This is a genomic window from Amycolatopsis ponsaeliensis (genome assembly GCF_030182635.1).
Taxonomy (GTDB): domain Bacteria; phylum Actinomycetota; class Actinomycetes; order Mycobacteriales; family Pseudonocardiaceae; genus Amycolatopsis; species Amycolatopsis ponsaeliensis.
Genome location: NZ_JAPZLD010000030.1, coordinates 68,078 through 85,423, shown reverse-complemented (window position 1 = coordinate 85,423; position 17,346 = coordinate 68,078). Strand labels below are relative to the sequence as shown.

Below are 17,346 nucleotides of genomic sequence, written 5' to 3'. Positions count from 1 at the left end.
ACGGGCAACGGAAGTTTCTTTCACGAAATCTGACATCCGCCGGTCGCGACCGACAACCCCTAAAGACCGTCTAAAGCGGACCTTGGCGGGGGCGCGGGACGGCGGCTAGGGGCGCGATCCCCGCGTTGTCCGGGGCCATTAGGGGTGGGTGCGCCCGCGGTGCGCTCGTATCGTCGATCGCATTGCTGTGGGGGTGCGCGATCCCCCTTTCCAGCGCAGGCGACGTGGAAGGAAAGAGGACTCGTGGGCAACTCCGAAGACAAGCTGGTCGGTGCGCTCCGTGCCTCCCTCAAGGAGAGCGAACGGCTGCGCGAGAAGAACCGGCGGCTGACCGAAGCCGCACGGGAACCGATCGCGATCATCGGCATGGCCTGCCGGTTCCCGGGTGGCGCCACGACCCCGGAAGAGCTCTGGCGGCTGCTGGACGGCGGCATCGACGCGATCGGCGAGTTCCCCGCGAACCGCGGCTGGGACCTGGACCGCCTCTACGACCCGAGCGGTGAGCGCGCGGGCTCGAGCTACGTGCGCGAAGGCGGCTTCCTCCACGACGCGCTGGACTTCGACGCCGACCTCTTCGGCATCAGCCCGCGCGAAGCCCTGCTCATGGACCCGCAGCAACGACTCCTGCTGGAAACCTCCTGGGAGGCCTTCGAACGCGCGGGCATCGCGCCGCATTCGGTCAAGGGCAGCGCCACCGGCGTCTTCGCCGGCACGATGTACCACAACTACCAGGGCAGCTACGGCTCTTCCGGCGTCATCTCCGGCCGGCTCGCCTACACCTTCGGCCTGGAAGGGCCCGCCGTCACCATCGACACGGCGTGCTCGTCGTCGCTCGTCGCGCTGCACATGGCCGTGCAGGCCCTGCGTTCCGGCGAATGCTCGCTCGCGCTCGCGGGCGGTGTTTCGGTGATGTCGACGCCGCGCACCTTCGTCGAGTTCAGCCTCGACGGCACGCTCGCCCGCAGTGCCCGCTGCCGCGCGTTTGCCGACTCCGCCGACGGCACCGGCTGGTCCGAGGGCTGCGGGATGCTGCTGGTGGAGAAGCTGTCCGACGCCCGCCGCAACGGCCACCCGGTGCTCGCGATCGTGCGCGGCACCGCGATCAACCAGGACGGCGCGTCCAACGGCATGACCGCGCCCAACGGTCCCGCCCAGCAGCGCGTCATCCGCCAGGCGCTCGCCAACGCCCGCGTCAGCCCGGACGAGGTCGATGTCGTCGAGGCGCACGGAACCGCGACCAAGCTCGGCGACCCGATCGAGGCCGGCGCGCTGCTCGCCACCTACGGCCAGGGCCGCCCCGAGAACTCCCCGCTGTGGCTGGGTTCGGTGAAGTCCAACGTCGGCCACACGCAGGCCGCGTCCGGCGTGGCCGGCGTGCTGAAGATCGTCCTCTCCCTGAACAACGGCGTGCTGCCGCAGACCCTGCACGTCGACCGGCCGACGACGCAGGTCGACTGGAGCGCCGGGCAGGTCGAGCTGCTCACCGAGCGGCGCACCTGGGAGCGCAACGGGCACCCGCGCCGCGGCGCCGTCTCGTGCTTCGGCCTGAGCGGTACCAACGCCCACGTCATCCTCGAAGAAGCTCCGGACCCCGAAAACGCCGGAGTCGCCGAGGAGACCCCTCGCGACGACGCCGCGATCCCGTTCGTGCTGTCCGGCCGGACACCGCAGGCACTGCGAGCGCAGGCCGCGCGGCTGCTCTCGGACCTCGACGGGAACTCCGCCGGGCCGCTCGACGTCGCCGCGACGCTGGCCGCCGGGCGCACGCACCTCGACCACCGCGCCGCCGTCGTGGCGAGCGGCCGCGACGAGCTGATCGCCGCGCTGCGCGGGTTCGCCGACGGCGAGCCCGGCGCGCTGACCGGCGTCGCCCGCGGCGAGACGAACACCGCGTTCCTGTTCTCCGGCCAGGGTTCCCAGCGCGCCGGGATGGGCGCGGTGCTCGGCGCGAAGTACCCGGCGTTCGCCCAGGCGTACGCCGAGACCTGCGCCGAACTGGACAAGCACCTCGACCGCCCGATCCGCGAAGTGATCGACACCGACGCGGAAGCCCTGTCGCAGACCGGGAACACCCAAGCCGCCCTGTTCGCCTTCGAGGTCGCGCTGTTCCGGCTCGTCGCGTCGTGGGGCCTGGTCCCGGACGCGGTGTGCGGCCACTCCATCGGCGAACTCGCCGCGGCCCACTGCGCCGGTGTGCTTTCCCTCGCCGACGCGGCGAAGCTCGTCGCCGCCCGCGGCCGCCTGATGCAGGCGCTGCCCACCGGCGGCGCGATGGTCGCCGTCGAGGGCACGGCCGACGAGGTCGCCGCCTTCGATCCCGAAGGGACAGTCGACGTCGCCGCCGTCAACGGCCCGCGCTCGGTCGTCATCTCCGGGGCGGAGGAAGCGGTCATCGCGATCGGCGACAAGTTCGTCGACGCGGGACGCCGCACCACGCGGCTGAAGGTCTCGCACGCGTTCCACTCGCGGCTGATGGACCCGATGCTCGCCGAATTCCGTGCGGTGGCAAGGAGTCTCACCTACTCGCAGCCCGAGCTGACCGTCGTCTCGAGCGTCACCGGCGGAGAGGTTTCGGCCGAGCTGACCGATCCCGAGTACTGGGTGACCAACGTCCGGCAGCCGGTCCGGTTCGCCGACGCCGTGCGCGCGCTGGCCGCCGAGGGCGTCAACCGGTTCCTGGAGCTGGGGCCGGACGCGCCGCTGACCGCCGCCGTCCCGCAGTCCGCCGACACCGCGGTCGCCGTCGCGGCGCAGCGCCGGGACGTCCCGGAAGACGTCGCCGTCGCCACCGCGCTCGCCACCCTGCACGTCCGCGGCGTCGTGCCGGACTGGGCCGCGCACTTCGCCGCCCGCGGCGCGGGCCGCGCGGACCTGCCGACCTACGCCTTCCAGCACCAGCGGTACTGGCTGGAGGTGTCGAACGAGTCCGGGGACGTTTCCTCGATCGGCCTCGACCCGGTCGACCACCCGCTGCTCGGCGCGGCCACCCTGCTGGCCGACGCCGACGGCGTGCTGCTGTCCGGCCGGATCTCCGCCGCCACCCACCCGTGGCTCAACGACCACGTCGTCGGCGGCGCGATCCTGTTGCCCGGCACGGCTTTCGTCGAGCTGGCCGTCCGCGCGGGCGACGAGGCCGGCTGCGGCCGCGTCCGCGACCTGACCCTGCACGCGCCGCTGGTGCTGCCCGCCAAGGGCGCCGCGCGGATCCAGGTGCGGATCGGCAAGCCCGCCGCCGACGGCTCCCGCCCGATCAGTGTCCACTCGCGACCGGACGACCTCGCCGCGGCCGCCGGCTGGACCCGGCACGCCGACGGCACCCTCGCCCCCGCCACGGCCGCCGCCACGTTCGACCTGAGCGCGTGGCCCCCCGCCGGCGCCGAGGTCGTCGACCTCGACGGCATGTACGACCTGCTGGCCGAAGCCGGCATGAACTACGGCCCGGTCTTCCAGGGCCTGCGCGCGGCCTGGCGAGCCGGTGACGACATCTTCGCCGAAGTCGCCCTGCCCGAGCAGGACCGGCTCGGCGCCGAAGCGTTCGGCCTGCACCCCGCGGTCTTCGACGCGTCCCTGCACGCTGTTGGCCTGAGCAGCGCGGCGGGGGAGGGCACGACGCTGCCGTACTCCTGGTCCGACGTCGAACTGCTGGCCGCGGGCGCGGCCGCGCTGCGGGTACACGTCCACCCGACCGGGCCGCAGACGGTCGAGCTGCGGCTGGCCGACTCGGCCGGGGCACCGGTCGCCCGCGTCGGGCAGCTGGGACTGCGCCGGATCAGCGAGGAACAGCTCGCCGCGGCCCGTGCGAAGCCCGGCGGCACCGACTCCCTCTACCGCGTCGACTGGGTTCCCACGACGCTGCCGGAGGCTTCCGAAGCGGACCTCACGGTGTACGAGGTCAAGCCCGGCACGACGGCGGCCGCCGCGAAGAAGGCCGTCCACAGTGCACTGGACGAACTCCAGGCGTGGTCGTCCGCGAACGCGTCCGGACTGCTGATCGTCGTGACCCCCGCCGACCTGGCCGGGGCCGCCGTCGCCGGGCTGGTGCGCTCGGCGCAGGTCGAGAACCCGGGCCGGATCGTGCTGGTCGAAGGCACCGCCACGGCGGAGCAGCTCGCCGCGATCGTCGCCGCCGACGAGACTTCCGTCCGCGTCGACGGTGACCACGTGACCGTGCCGAGGCTGGCCCGCGCGGTGCCCGAGGCCGCCGAGACGCCGGAGTGGGGCACGGTGCTGCTGAGCGGTGGTACCGGCGCGCTGGGCAAGCTCGTCGCGAAGCACCTCGTGCGGCAGCACGGCGTCAAGAACCTCGTGCTCGTCAGCCGTCGTGGCCCGGAAGCCGAGGGCGCCGCCGAACTCGTGGCCGAACTGGCGGAGCTGGGCGCCGAGGCGACCGTCGTGGCCGCCGACCTCGCCAACCGGGCCAAGGTCCGTGCCCTGCTGAAGAAGTACCCGGTGAACTCGGTCGTCCACGCGGCCGGTGTGCTCGACGACGGCGTCCTCGCATCGATGACCCCCGAGCGCGTCGACGGCGTCTTCGACCCGAAAGCCCTGGCGGCCTGGCACCTGCACGAACTGGCCGGCGACCTCACCGCGTTCGTCACGTTCTCCTCGGCCGCCGGCGTGCTGGGCGCGCCGGGCCAGGCCAACTACGCCGCCGCCAACGCCTTCCTGGACGCACTCACCGCGGTGCGCCGCGCCGAAGGCAAGCCGGCGCACTCGCTCGCCTGGGGCATGTGGGAGTCGGCGGCCGGCATGGCCGGCGAAACCCACGGCAAGCGCGGCCTCGGCGCCTTCGGCGTGGAAGAGGGCATGGCGCTGTTCGATGCCGCGGTCGGCGCGGCCGGGGACCTGTACGTCCCGATCAAGCTCGACCTGCCCGCGTGGCGCGACGCGGGCGGCGTCCCCGACCTGCTGCGCGCCCTCGTCCCGGCGTCGCGGCGGACGGTGTCCGGCCGCGAAGCGGGCGCGGACTCGTTGCTGGGCAAGCTGATCCGGCTGCCCGCGGAGAAGCGCCGCGACCACCTGCTCGAGCTGGTGGTCCAGCACTCGGCCGCGGTGCTCGGCCACGGCTCGGCCGACCTGGTCGACGCCGACCGCGCGTTCAAGGACCTCGGGTTCGACTCGCTGACCGCCGTCGAGCTGCGCAACGCGCTCAACGAGGCCACCGGCCTGACCCTGACCGCGACGCTCGTCTTCGACTACCCGACCGCGGGCGACCTCGCGGCGCACCTGCACGAATCGCTGCTGGGCGAACTCGGCGACCCGGCCGAGACCGAAGAGATCACCGCGAGCACCGACGAGCCGATCGCGATCGTCGGCATGGCCTGCCGGTTCCCCGGCGGCGTCACCACCCCGGACGAGCTGTGGGAGCTGGTCGCGGCCGGCCGCGACGGCACTTCGCGGTTCCCGGAAGACCGCTCGTGGGACCTCGACTACTGGCTCGGCATGGCGGCCGCCGCGGGCAAGGAGCCCAACGGCGGCTTCGTCACCGGCGCCACCGACTTCGACGCCGGCTTCTTCGGCATCAGCCCGAACGAAGCCGTGATGATGGACCCGCAGCAGCGGATGCTCCTCGAAGCGTGCTGGGAGGCGTGCGAGTCGGCGGGCATCGACCCGTTGTCGCTCAAGGGAACCGACACCGGCGTGTTCGCCGGCGTGATGCAGTCCGACTACGACCCGGGCCCGCTCGGCACGGTCGAGCACAACGGCCTGTTCCGCGGTTCCGGCGCGCTCGGCAGCGTCGTGTCCGGCCGCGTCGCCTACACCTATGGCCTCGAAGGGCCCGCCGTCTCGATCGACACCGCCTGCTCGTCGTCGCTGGTGGCGCTGCACCTGGCCGTCCAGGCGCTGCGGCAGGGTGACTGCTCACTGGCGCTGGCCGGCGGCGTTGCCGCGCTGGTCTCGCCGGAACCGTTCGTGCACTTCGACAACAGCGGCACCGCCACCGACGGCCGGACGAAGGCCTACTCGGCGGCGGCCGACGGCGTGGGCTGGGCCGAAGGCGTCGGCCTGCTGGTCGTCGAGCGGCTGTCGGACGCCCGGCGCAACGGGCACGAAGTCCTCGCCGTGGTCCGCTCCAGCGCGGTGAACTCCGACGGCGCGTCCAACGGGCTCACCGCCCCGAACGGCCCGTCGCAGGAACGCGTGATCAAGCGTGCGCTCAAGCTCGCGGGCCTGAAGACGTCCGAAGTCGACGCCGTCGAAGGCCACGGCACCGGCACCACGCTGGGCGACCCGATCGAGGCCAACGCGCTGCTCGCCACCTACGGCCGTGACCGGCCCGAGGACGCGCCGCTGTGGCTGGGGTCGGTCAAGTCGAACATCGGGCACGCGCAGGCCGCGGCCGGCGTCGCCGGGGTGATCAAGATGATCCTCGCGATGCGCCACGGCGAGCTGCCGATGACCCGCCACGGCGACGACCCGTCGCCGCACGTCGACTGGTCCGCGGGCGCCGTGCGGCTGCTCGCCGAGACGATCCCGTGGCCCGACCGGGGCCGGCCGCGCCGCGCCGGCGTGTCGGCCTTCGGCTACAGCGGCACCAACGCACACGTGATCCTGGAGCAGGCGCCGCCGGCCGAAGCGGCCGAGCCGGTGCGTGCCGCGGGGGAGCGGCCCGCGGTGCTCCCGCCGTGGCTGCTGACCGCGCGCACACCGGAAGCCCTGCCGCTGCAGGCCGCCGCGCTGCTGACCCACCTGAACGAGAACCCGGACCTGGACCTGCTCGACGTCGGCTTCTCCCTGGCCGTGCGCGAGCCGGTGCTGCCCTACCGCGCCGCGGTGGCCGGGGACGACCAGGCCGAGCTGATCGCGGGGCTCACCGCGCTGGCGGCGGGCGAAGACTCGCCCGCCGTCGTGCGGGGAACCGCCCGCGGCGGCCGGACGGCGTTCCTGTTCCCCGGCCAGGGCACCCAGCGGCCCGGCATGGGCCGCGAGCTGTGCGCGGCGTTCACCGTCTTCGAGCACGCCTTCACGCAGACGAGCGCGCTGTTCGACGGCCACCTCGGCCGGTCGCTGCGTCAGGTCATGTTCGCCGAGGAAGGCTCGGCCGACGCGCAGCTGCTCGACCGGACCGCGTTCACGCAGGCCGCGCTCTTCACCATGCAGGTCGCGCTCTACCGCCTGGTCGAGTCGTGGGGCCTGCGCCCGGACGTGCTGCTGGGCCACTCCGTCGGCGAGATCGCCGCGGCCCACGTCGCCGGGGTGCTTTCGCTGAAGGACGCGGTGAAGCTCGTCGCCCACCGCGGCCAGCTCATGCAGGAGCTTTCCGGTGGTGCCGTCGTCGCGGTCGAAGCCACCGAGGACGAGGTGACGCCGCTGCTCACCGCCGCCTGCGGGATCGCGGCGATCAACGGCCCCACCTCCCTGGTGGTTTCCGGCGCGGAGTCCGACGTCCTCGCGATCGCCGAGCACTTCACGGCGCAGGGCCGCCGGACCAAGCGGCTGGTGATCAGCCAGGCGATCCACTCGCCGCTGCTCGACGAGATCCTCGACGAGCTGCGCGAGATCGCCGAAGAACTGACCTACGAACCCGCCCGGATCCCGGTCGTGTCCACAGTGGACGGCGCGGCGGTGGAGCCGGAACGCTGGGCCGACCCGGAGTACTGGGTGGCCAACTGCCGGCAGTCGGTCCGGTTCCTCGACGGCGTCCGCGCCCTCGAAGCCGCCGGTGTCAGCCGGTACGTCGAACTCGGCACCGACGGGACCCTCGCGGCGATGACCCAGGGCTGCCTGGCCGGGGACCCGCGCGACGCCGTGGTGATCCCCTTGCGGACCAAGACGCAGACGGAGGTCCGGGGCGCGCAGCTGGCGGCCGGCCGGTTCTTCGCCCACGGCATCGGCTTGACCGGCGCGAAGCTGTTCCGCGGCGCCGAGCGCGTCGCGCTGCCGCCGTACGCCTTCCACCGCAGCCGGTACTGGCCGGACGTCGACATGGAAGCACTGCACGCCACCGGCGACCTCACCGCGACCGGGCTCGACGCGACCGAACACCCGCTGGTCTCCGCGTCGCTCGCGGTGGCGGGCTCCACGCAGGTGGTGCTGACCGGGCAGATCTCGGTGCACACGCACCCGTGGCTGGCCGACCACACCGTCGGCGGCACGATCATCTTCCCCGGTGCGGGTTTCGTCGAGCTGGCCGTGCGGGCCGGTGACGAAGCGGGCTGCCCGCGGCTCGACGAGCTGACCCTGGAAGCACCGCTGGTGCTGCCCGAGCTGGGCAAGGTGCGGCTGCAGGTCGTCGTCGACGAGCCGGACGCTTCCGGCCACCGCGCGGTTGCGGTGTATTCGCAGACCGACACCGACGACCCGTGGGTCCGGCACGCGGCAGGCCGGCTGGCGCCGACCGCCGGCGCGGAACCGGCCGGCCTCACGGCGTGGCCGCCCGCCGGTGCCGAACCGCTGAACCTGGACGGGCTGTACGAAGGGTTCGCCGCCGCCGGGCTCGGCTACGGGCCCGCGTTCCAAGGCCTGTCCGCGGCCTGGGTCCGCGACGGCGAGGTGTTCGCCGAGGTCGTCCCGGCCGAAGCCGGGACCGCCGGATTCGGGTTGCACCCGGCCGTCTTCGACGCCGCGCTGCACGCGATCGGCCTCTGCGACACCGTGACGGTCGCGGGCGGGTTGCCGTTCGCGTGGACGGGGGTCGCGCTGCACGCGGCGGGGGCGTCCCGGCTGCGGGTGCGGGTCGTCCCGCTCGGCGCGGACTCCGTGTCGCTCGAGCTGGCGGACCAGACGGGCCGCGCGGTCGCTTCGGTCGGTTCGCTCGTGCTGCGGGCCGGGGCGACGGCCGTTTCGGTGGTCCGCCCGCCCAAGTCACTTCACGGCTGGGCTTGGCAGCCGGTCCCCGTGCCCGCCGGCCCGGTGTCCGACGTCGAGGTCCTCGACCTGCCCACTTCGGGCTCGGTGCAAGAGACGCTGACCCGGGCGCTCGACCGCGTGCGGGACCGGCTGACCGGTTCGCAGGCCACGATGGTGGTGGTCACCCGCGGCGCGGTCGCGCTCGACGGCGAGGACGTCACCGACCTGGCCGGCGCCGCGGTGTGGGGCCTGATCCGCTCCGCGCAGTCGGAAAACCCGGGTCGGTTCGTGCTCGCCGACATCGACGACCACGCCGGTTCGGCGGCCCTGCTGCCGCGGCTCGCGGCTGCCGGGGAACCGCAGCTCGTCGTCCGTGACGGCGTCGCGTACGGCGGGCGGCTGACGCGCCTCGCGCCGTCGGCCGACGCGCCCGCGACGACGTTCGACGCCGAGGGCACCACGCTCGTCACCGGGGCCACCGGCGCGCTCGGCTCCCAGCTCGTGCGCCACCTGGTCACCGAGCACGGCGTGCGGAACCTGCTGCTCGTCAGCCGTCGTGGTGCGGCACCCGGCCAGGTCGAGGACCTGACCGAGCTGGGCGCTTCCGTCACGGTCGCCGCCTGCGACGCCGCCGATGCCGACGCGCTGGAAGGCGTGCTCGCCGCGATCCCGGCCGAGCACCCGCTGACCGCTGTGGTGCACCTGGCCGCGGTGGTGGACGACGCGACCCTCCCGTCGCTGACCCCCGACCGGCTGGCCGCGGTGCTGCGGCCCAAGGTCGACGCCGCGCTCAACCTGCACCGGCTGACGTCGAACCTGGGCGCGTTCGTGCTCTTCTCGTCCGTCGCGGGGCTGCTGGGCAACGCGGGCCAGGGCGCTTACGCCGCCGCGAACAGCTTCCTGGACGGGCTGGCCGCACACCGTCGCGCTCAGGGCGCTCCCGCGCAGTCCCTCGCCTGGGGGCTGTGGGACGCCACCGCGGCGCTGTCCGACGCCGACCGGGCGCGAATGGCACGCACCGGCCTGTCCCCACTGTCCACTGAGGAGGGCCTGGCGCTGTTCGACGCGGCGTCCGCACGGCCGGAGGCGCTGCTGGTGCCGATGAAGGTGGACACTGCTGCGGAAGGCGGCGAAGTCCCGCCGGTGTTCCGGGCTTTGGTCCCGCCGACGCGGCGCACGGCGTCGCGGGCCGAAGGCGGTCCGACGCTGAAGGAGCGCCTGGCCGGGCTCGAACCGCTGCGGCGGGAACGGGCCGTGCTCGACCTGGTCCTGGACCGGACCGCGGGCCTGCTCGGCTACGCCGGCGGCAGCGCGATCGAGGCGCAGCGGCACTTCCTGGAGTCCGGTTTGGACTCACTGACGGCCGTCGAACTGCGCAACGGGCTCAACGAGGACACCGGGCTGCGGCTGCCGCCGACCGTCGTCTTCGACCACCAGACCCCGGCGGGGCTGGCCGCCCACCTGCTGTCCGAACTGGACGGTTCCGGGCCCGCCCCCGAACCGGCCGGGGAGCCCGACGCGCTGGCGGACGTGTTCGCCGACGCGGTGCGGGCCGGGCGGGTCGAGGACGGGCTGAGCATGCTGGCCGCGGTGGCGAACCTCCGCCCGGCGTTCACCTCGTCGGCCGACATCGACGGCCTGCCGGCCCCGGTGCGGCTCAAGGAAGGCACGGCCGGCGCGCAGGTGTTCTGCTTCAGCACGCCGGTCGCGACCGGCGGCGTCTACCAGTACGCCAAGCTGGCCGCCGGGTTCGGCGACGACCGGGAGCTGCACGCCGTGCCGATGCCCGGGTTCCTGCCGGGGGAGGCGCTGCCGTCGTCCCCGGAGGCGATCGTCGAGGTGCTGGCGGAGAGCCTGCGCAAGTCCGCCGGCGACCGGCCGTTCGCGCTGCTGGGGTATTCCTCGGCGGGGATCCTGGTGCACGCGGTGGCGGAGTGCCTGGAGCGCGCCGGGACCCCGGCCGCGGGCATCGTCCTCCTGGACACGTACGTGATCAACGGCGACGACGCGATCGGCGACGGCGCGGCGGACCTGGCGAAGGGCATGCTGGCGAACGAGTCCCAGTACGGCTCCTTCGACCGCGCGAAGCTCACGGCGATGGCCCGCTACATGGACCTGTTGCCCAGCATCGCGATCAGCGGCATCGAGACGCCGTCGCTGCTGGTCCGCGCGGGAGAGCCGTTCGACGCGGAGGCCCGCAACTGGCAGACGACGTGGTCGCACGCCGACGAGGTTCGCACGGCGAAGGGACACCACTTCACGCTGATCGACACGGACGCCCCCACGACGGCCGCCGCGGTGGCCGAGTGGCTCGCGGGCCTGGACTGAAGTCGCGACCCGGCCCGGCGCCGGTGAGATGTCTTGAATGAGTCATTCAGGACATCCGAGGACCTGAATGACTCATTCAAGACATCCGGGCCGCGGCGACCGGGCCGCGCACGCCGGGCGGGCGGGGTGGCGGGCTCAGAAGATGCTCGCCATCCCGGCCACTCCCGCCAGCACGGGCTCGAGCCCGGCGGTCAAGAACGCTTCACGGTCCTCGGCGGTGACCGGGTACCGGCCGTCGGACACCAGGGCCGCCAGCTCGGCCGAGTCGTGCCGAGCCAGGTTGGGCGCGAGGTGATCCCGCACGGCCGACGCCTCCGCCGGGGTCGCCGGGGTGGCCAGGCGAACCGCCGCGGCGGTGGCGAACCCCGTCACCATCGTTTCGCAGCCGAGCAGGTGTTCGCCGCGGACGCCCGCCGCGGCGCACGCCCGCAGGAGCAGTTCGGTCCACGCGAGGCGGTTCGGGGTCACCGGGTCGCCGCGCATCGGCAGGTCCAGCAGCCAGGGCCGGCTCAGCAGCCGGTCGAGCACCGCCCGCGTCCAGGCGCGGACGTCGGCACGCCAGTCGCCCGACGACGCCAGACCCGCGGGCGGCGGGCCCCAGCCCGCGTCGGCGAGCAGGACCGTCAGCTCCTCCTTCGAGCTGACGTAGCGGTACAGCGCGTTCGTCGTCACGCCCACCTCGTGGGCGATGTTCGGGAGCGAGGCGTTGGCGACGCCGTCGGCGTCGGCGAGTCCCACGGCCGCCGCGACGATCTGCGCCACCGAGTGCGACGGCTTGGGCCCGCGGCGCGGCGGCGGCGTGCCGCCCCAGGCCAGTGTCATCCCGGGGGGCAGCTCCGGTGTGGTGTCCCTGTCCAGCATGGTGCGTCTTCCCTGGCGAGTGCTCCGGCAGTAAACTGTGAGAGTCTTACACTGATTTGGGCGGAGGGCGAGCGACGTGAGCGAGAACAGGCCGGTGGCCACGGCCGTCGGCCGGCTCCTGTGGCCGGAGCGTACGCGGGTCACCGAGCTGGATCGCAAGCTCGCCGTCACGCGGATAGAGCACGATCGCGCCGAGGGGCGGTGCGAAGACGCCGAGGTCAGGCTGGCCCGCGTGCGGGTCGCCACCACCCACGCGGAGCTGGACAGCGCCGTCTCCGGCCGGTCCGGATCCACGGTGCCGCCGATCCTGGAGGCCGCGCCGCGGGTCGGGCTGGCGGTCTGGGTCGTGGTCAGCCTGGTCAACGTCGTGGTCTACCTGACCCTGGGGATGGTCAGCGGCCAGTGGGACGGGCCGTGGGTGCTGTGGCCGGTGCTCGGCGGCGGCCTGCTCGTGCTCGGCCTGTGGTCGACGCGGGAGCGGGACCGCCGGATGCGGCTGGGCGACTGACAGGGCAACCCCTGCGTCCCGGTCATCGGGGTCCGGGTTCCGCTCGGAGCCCGATTGGGCTAAACTGTGCAACCCATACACAGATTTGTTCGTACCTGAGATCGGGGGCCGAGATGGCCGAGACGACAGACGGTTCCACGGCCGGGGGGCGCACGGCACTGAAAGTGGTCACGATCGTGTGGCTCGCCGGCACCGGCATTCACCTGCTGATCTGGCTGATCATGTGCTTCGCGACGCTCAGCCTGCACTCGCCGTTCTTCATCTGGCCGCTGATCGGCGGCGCGCTCATCGTGGTGCCGTGGCACTTCGCTACGCGCAACCGCTCGAACGAACGGATCGCGCGGGGATGACTACCTTGACGACCACCGGGTCGCCCGTCCGGCTGGACTCGGTGAAGAAGACGTACGGGCGCGGCGAGAGCGGTGTGGTCGCGCTCGCCGGGGTCAGCGTGGAGTTCCCCGCCGGCAGCTTCACCGCCGTGATGGGGCCGTCGGGATCCGGCAAGAGCACGCTGCTGCACTGCGCCGCCGGGCTCGACCGGCCCGACGAGGGAAGCGTCACGCTCGTGGGCGTCGACCTCAAGGGCCGCAACGAGACCCAGCTGACCGAACTGCGCCGCGAGCACGTGGCGTTCGTGTTCCAGTCGTTCAACTTGATGCCCGCGCTCAACGTCGAGGAGAACATCACCCTCCCGATGCTGTTGGCGGGCAAGGAACCGGACCGGGCGTGGATCGCCCAGGTCGTCGAGCGGGTGGGCCTGTCGCAGCGCATCGGGCACCGTCCCGGCGAGCTGTCCGGTGGCCAGCAGCAGCGCGTGGCGATCGCCCGCGCGCTGGCCGGCCGCTCGGCGGTGACCTTCGCCGACGAGCCGACCGGTGCGCTCGACACGACCACCGCGCTCGAGGTCCTCGGGCTGCTGCGCGAGCTGGCCGACGCGGGTCAGACCATCGTCATGGTCACCCACGACCCGGTCGCCGCGTCGTTCGCCGACGAGGTGCTCTTCCTGGTGGACGGGCAGATCGTGACCAAGATGGCCACCCCGGCCGTCGAGATGGTGGCCGCGGAGCTGGCGCGTCTCGGTGCCCAGGCCAAGCAGGCGAGGGGGCGGCAGTGAGCCCGCGGCGGGTGGTCCTGCGGATGGCGCTGGCCAGCCTGCGGTTCCGCGCGGCCGCCTCGCTGGCGACGTTCGTCGCGGTCCTGGTCGGCTGTTCGCTGCTCATCGCGTGCGGTGGCCTGTTCGAAACCGCGCTGTCGCTCGACGCCCAGCCGCAGCGGCTGGCCGCCGCGCCGGTCGTGGTGACCGGTTCGGCCGGGTTCAAGCTGCCGGACGAGGAGTCGCAGGTCGTTCCCTACGGGGAGCGCTCGGGCATCCCGGCCGGGCAGCTCGCCCAGCTCGCGTCCGTGCCGGGCGTGCGGCAGGTCGTGCCGGACACCACCTTCGCCGCGGTCGTCGTCACCGCGTCCGGGCCGCAGAGCGCCGACGCTCCGCTCGCCGGGCACGGCTGGGACTCGGCCGCGCTGGCGCCTTACTCCCTTGTGGACGGTGCGCAGCCGCGCGCCACGGGCCAGGTCGTGCTGGACGAAGCTTCGGCTGCGACCGCCGGTGTCCGCACCGGGGGCCAGGTCCCCATCGCCGTCAACGGCGCGCCGCCGCGGGACTTCGTGGTCGTCGGCGTCGCGCACGCGGACACGATCGGTCCGGCCCTGTTCTTCTCGCCCGCCGACGCCCAGCAGTTCTCGGTGCACCCCGGCACGGTCGACCTGGCCGGGATCTTCCCCGCGGACGGCGTCGACGCCGGTGAGCTCGCCGCCCGGATCGCCGAGAAGGTGCCCGGGCTGAACGTGCTGACCGGCGCGGACCGCGGGTCCGCCGAGTTCCCCGGCATCGACGGCGCCCAGCTGCCGCTGATCCTGCTCGCCGGCGTGTTCGGCGGCATGGTCCTGGTGGTCATGGCGCTCGTGGTGTCGGCGACGATCAGCCTCACCGTGCGGCAGCGGCAGCAGGAGCTCGCGCTCCTGCGGGCCACCGGCGCGACGCCGCGGCAGGTGCACCGCATGGTGCTCGCCGAGACGATGGTGGTGGCGGCGCTGGGCGCGCTCGTCGGGCTGGTCGGTGGCCGCTTCGTCGGCACGGAGATCTTCAGCTTCACGACCGGCAACGGGATGCTCCCGCCCCAGCTGGAGTTCCAGCAGGGGATCATCGCCTTCGGCGGCGGTCTCGTGCTTTCGCTCGCCATCTCGTTCGCCGCCGCGTGGTTCGCCGCGCTGCCGGCGGCGCGGGCCCGGCCGCTGCAGGCACTCGTCGAGGCGTCCATCCCGCCCGCGAAGGTGAACGACGTGCGCCGCTTCGGCGCGAAGGTGTTCGCCGGGGTCACCGTGCTGCTCGCTGTCGCGACCCTGTTCATGCCGGTGGAGATCGCGTCGGCCGTGTGCGGTCCCGCGGTGCTCACCGGCTCGATCGCCGTCGCGCTGATCGGCCCGGAGCTGATGGCGTTCGTCGCCACGCGCTTCGGCCCGCTGATCCGGCGGGTCGGCGGCCGGGACGCGGTGCTCGCGGTGATCAACTCGCGGACGCGGGCGGTGGCGTTCGCCGCCGTGCTGACGCCGATCACGCTGGCCACCGCGGTCGCGCTCGGCAACGTGTACGCGGAAACCACGCAGCAGCACGCCATCATCGGTGCCTACGCCGACCAGCTGCAGGCCGACGCGGTGGTGACCAGTGGCACGGGTGCGGTTTCGCCCGCGCTGGCCGACGCCGTCCGGCAGGCGCCGGGCGTCGGGTCGGTGTCGCCGCTGGTGACCAGCCAGGGCTGGATCGAGGAGCCCTACGACGGCAATGGCAGCGACCCGGGCCGGCTGCTCGGCCTCGACGTCCGCGACGCGAAGGGCGTGCTGGCGACGCCGGTGACGTCCGGTTCGCTGGGGGAGCTCACCGGTGAGACGGTGGCGTTGCCCGAAGGCATCGCGGACGACCTGGACCTGAAGCTCGGCGACCAGATCACCATGCGCCTCGGTGACGGCGCGCAGGCGAAGGTGAAGATCGTCGCGTTGCTGGACAGCCCCTCGGGCTACCCCAGCATCGTGCTGCCGGCCGCGCTGCTCGCCCCGCACACGACGTCGGGCGTGGCGAACCGGCTGCTGGTCCGCGCGGCGGATGGAAATGATGCAGCGGCCATCGTTTCGGCGGTCACTTCGGCGACGGCGAACTGGCCGGGCGCCACCGTCGGGGACTCCGACGCGGTGACGGAAAGCTTCGCGGCCAGTGCCGACATCGAGGCGATGATCCACTACCTGCTGGCCGTGCTCGCGATCGCGTACGCCGCGATCGCGGCGGTGAACACGCTGGCCGTGGCGGTGCTTTCGCGGCGTCGCGAGTTCGGCGTGCAGCGGTTGGCGGGTGCGCGACGCGGGCAGGTGCGGTCGATGCTGATGATCGAGGGCGGCATCCTGGCCGTGCTCGGCCTGGTGCTCGGGACGGGGATCTCGCTGTTCACGGTGATTCCCATGGCACTCTCGTCCGGCACCGTCGTGCCGATCGGGCCGCTGTGGGTGTTCCTCGCGGTGATCGCCGCGGTGTTCCTGATCGTCTGGCCGGTCACCGCGCTTTCCGCGCGGCTCGCCATGCGGCGGAGCCCGATCGAAGCGGTGACGTTGCCGGGGCAATGAGTTTCGTCCGGACCGGCGGTTGCCGGTTCGGAGGTCTTGAATGAGTCATTCAGGACCTCCGGCGCCCTGAATGAGTCATTCAAGACGCCGGGCCGGCGTGCATCCTGGGCTGCTTCGGCCGGGGAAGCCGCGCAGGCGGGAATTTGTAGGGGTTAGCGGGCCGGCCCGGTGCGGATAGTGTCGAAATCGACTATCCGCACCGGGCCGGCCCGGTTTCCTTTTCTGGAGTGGATCCCATGCGCGTACTCCTGGCCGCTCCGCCGTCGCCCGCGCGGCTGCACAACCTCGTCCCGCTGGCGTGGGCGTTGCGCACCGCGGGCCACGACGTGAAGATCGCCGGGCAGGCGTCGTTCGTCGACGAGATCCTGCGCACCGGCTGCGTCGCGGTCGACCTCGGCACCGAGGACACGGAGTCCGCGGCGCTGACCGAGTTCGCCGAGCTGTGGCGGCCCGACGTCGTGGTCGCCGACGCGCAGGCACCGGCTGCCGGTGCGGGCACCGTGCGGCTGCTGGGCCCGCTCGACGAGTCCGGCCCGGCCGGCTTCGACACCGTTCCGCCGTCTCTGCGGGACTCCTCGGACGCCCGCCCGGTCCGGCACGTGCCGTACTTCGGGCCGGTCGTGGTGCCGGAATGGCTGCGCCGCAAGGCAAGGCGCAGCCGCGTGCTGCTCTCGCTCACGGACGCGACCCTGGCCGGACCGGTGTTCGACGCCCTCGCCGGTCTCGCGGCCGAGGTGGTCTGGGCGACCGACGCGGCGGAGATCCCGGCCGGCGTCACGATGCCGCCGAATGTCCGGCTGGTCGACACGGCACCCCCGGCGGCGCTCCTGCCGACGTGCAGTGCCGTCGTCCACGACGGTGACGCGTCCCTCGCCCTCGCGGCGGCAACCCATGGTGTGCCTCAGCTTTCCCTGACGGAGACGGCGATCGGCGCCCGCATCGCGGCGGCCGGGGCCGGGTTCGTGGGCTCGGCCGACGGCGTCGCGGAACTGGCTTCGCTGAGTGGCGCGGCGACCGCGCTGCGGGACGAGATCGCCGCCCTGCCCGCGCCGCGCGAGCTGGTCGCCGCCCTGACCCGCTGATTGTGGGGCCGTTAGGGGTGGGACGGCACAAAGTCCCTGGGTAGCGTTTTCGACGTGGCACCTTCCACCCCTTTCGCGGTTAGGTGGTCGATTACGTGAGTACCGTTTTTC

General features: G+C 73.3%; 6 protein-coding genes and 1 pseudogene. 6 read left to right on the top strand and 1 reads right to left on the bottom strand.

Annotation, left to right across the window (positions count from 1 at the left end):
* Positions 1-243: 243 nt before the first annotated feature.
* Positions 244-11,118 (top strand): annotated as a pseudogene (locus QQ657_RS35825) (SDR family NAD(P)-dependent oxidoreductase); the annotation flags it as partial.
* Positions 11,119-11,253: 135 nt separating this feature from the next.
* Here QQ657_RS35825 and QQ657_RS35820 read toward each other — a convergent pair.
* Positions 11,254-11,979: a TetR/AcrR family transcriptional regulator gene (locus QQ657_RS35820; protein WP_284746752.1), complete on the bottom strand. Its 726-nt coding sequence runs from the start codon at positions 11,977-11,979 to the stop codon at positions 11,254-11,256.
* A gap of 76 nt (positions 11,980-12,055) precedes the next feature.
* Between QQ657_RS35820 and QQ657_RS35815 the strand changes: the two genes are divergently transcribed.
* The 5 genes from QQ657_RS35815 to QQ657_RS35795 all read left to right on the top strand — a co-directional run bounded on the left by QQ657_RS35815 (position 12,056) and on the right by QQ657_RS35795 (position 17,235).
* Positions 12,056-12,487: a hypothetical protein gene (locus QQ657_RS35815; protein WP_284746751.1), complete on the top strand. Its 432-nt coding sequence runs from the start codon at positions 12,056-12,058 to the stop codon at positions 12,485-12,487.
* A 113-nt stretch (positions 12,488-12,600) separates the two neighbouring features.
* Complete coding sequence (locus QQ657_RS35810; RefSeq protein WP_284746750.1) at positions 12,601-12,837, top strand: hypothetical protein; 237 nt, start codon at positions 12,601-12,603, stop codon at positions 12,835-12,837.
* Between the two features lie 5 nt (positions 12,838-12,842).
* Positions 12,843-13,601 carry an ABC transporter ATP-binding protein gene (locus QQ657_RS35805; RefSeq protein WP_284746749.1) on the top strand — a complete coding sequence of 253 codons (759 nt, stop codon included), beginning with the start codon at positions 12,843-12,845 and terminating at the stop codon, positions 13,599-13,601.
* Positions 13,598-16,153, top strand: coding sequence for an ABC transporter permease (locus QQ657_RS35800; RefSeq protein WP_284746748.1), 2,556 nt, complete (start codon positions 13,598-13,600; stop codon positions 16,151-16,153). Before QQ657_RS35805 ends, QQ657_RS35800 begins: the two co-directional genes overlap by 4 nt.
* A 236-nt stretch (positions 16,154-16,389) precedes the next feature.
* Entirely contained in the window at positions 16,390-17,235 is an 846-nt protein-coding gene (locus tag QQ657_RS35795) for a nucleotide disphospho-sugar-binding domain-containing protein (protein WP_284746747.1), read from the top strand.
* Positions 17,236-17,346 lie beyond the last annotated feature (111 nt).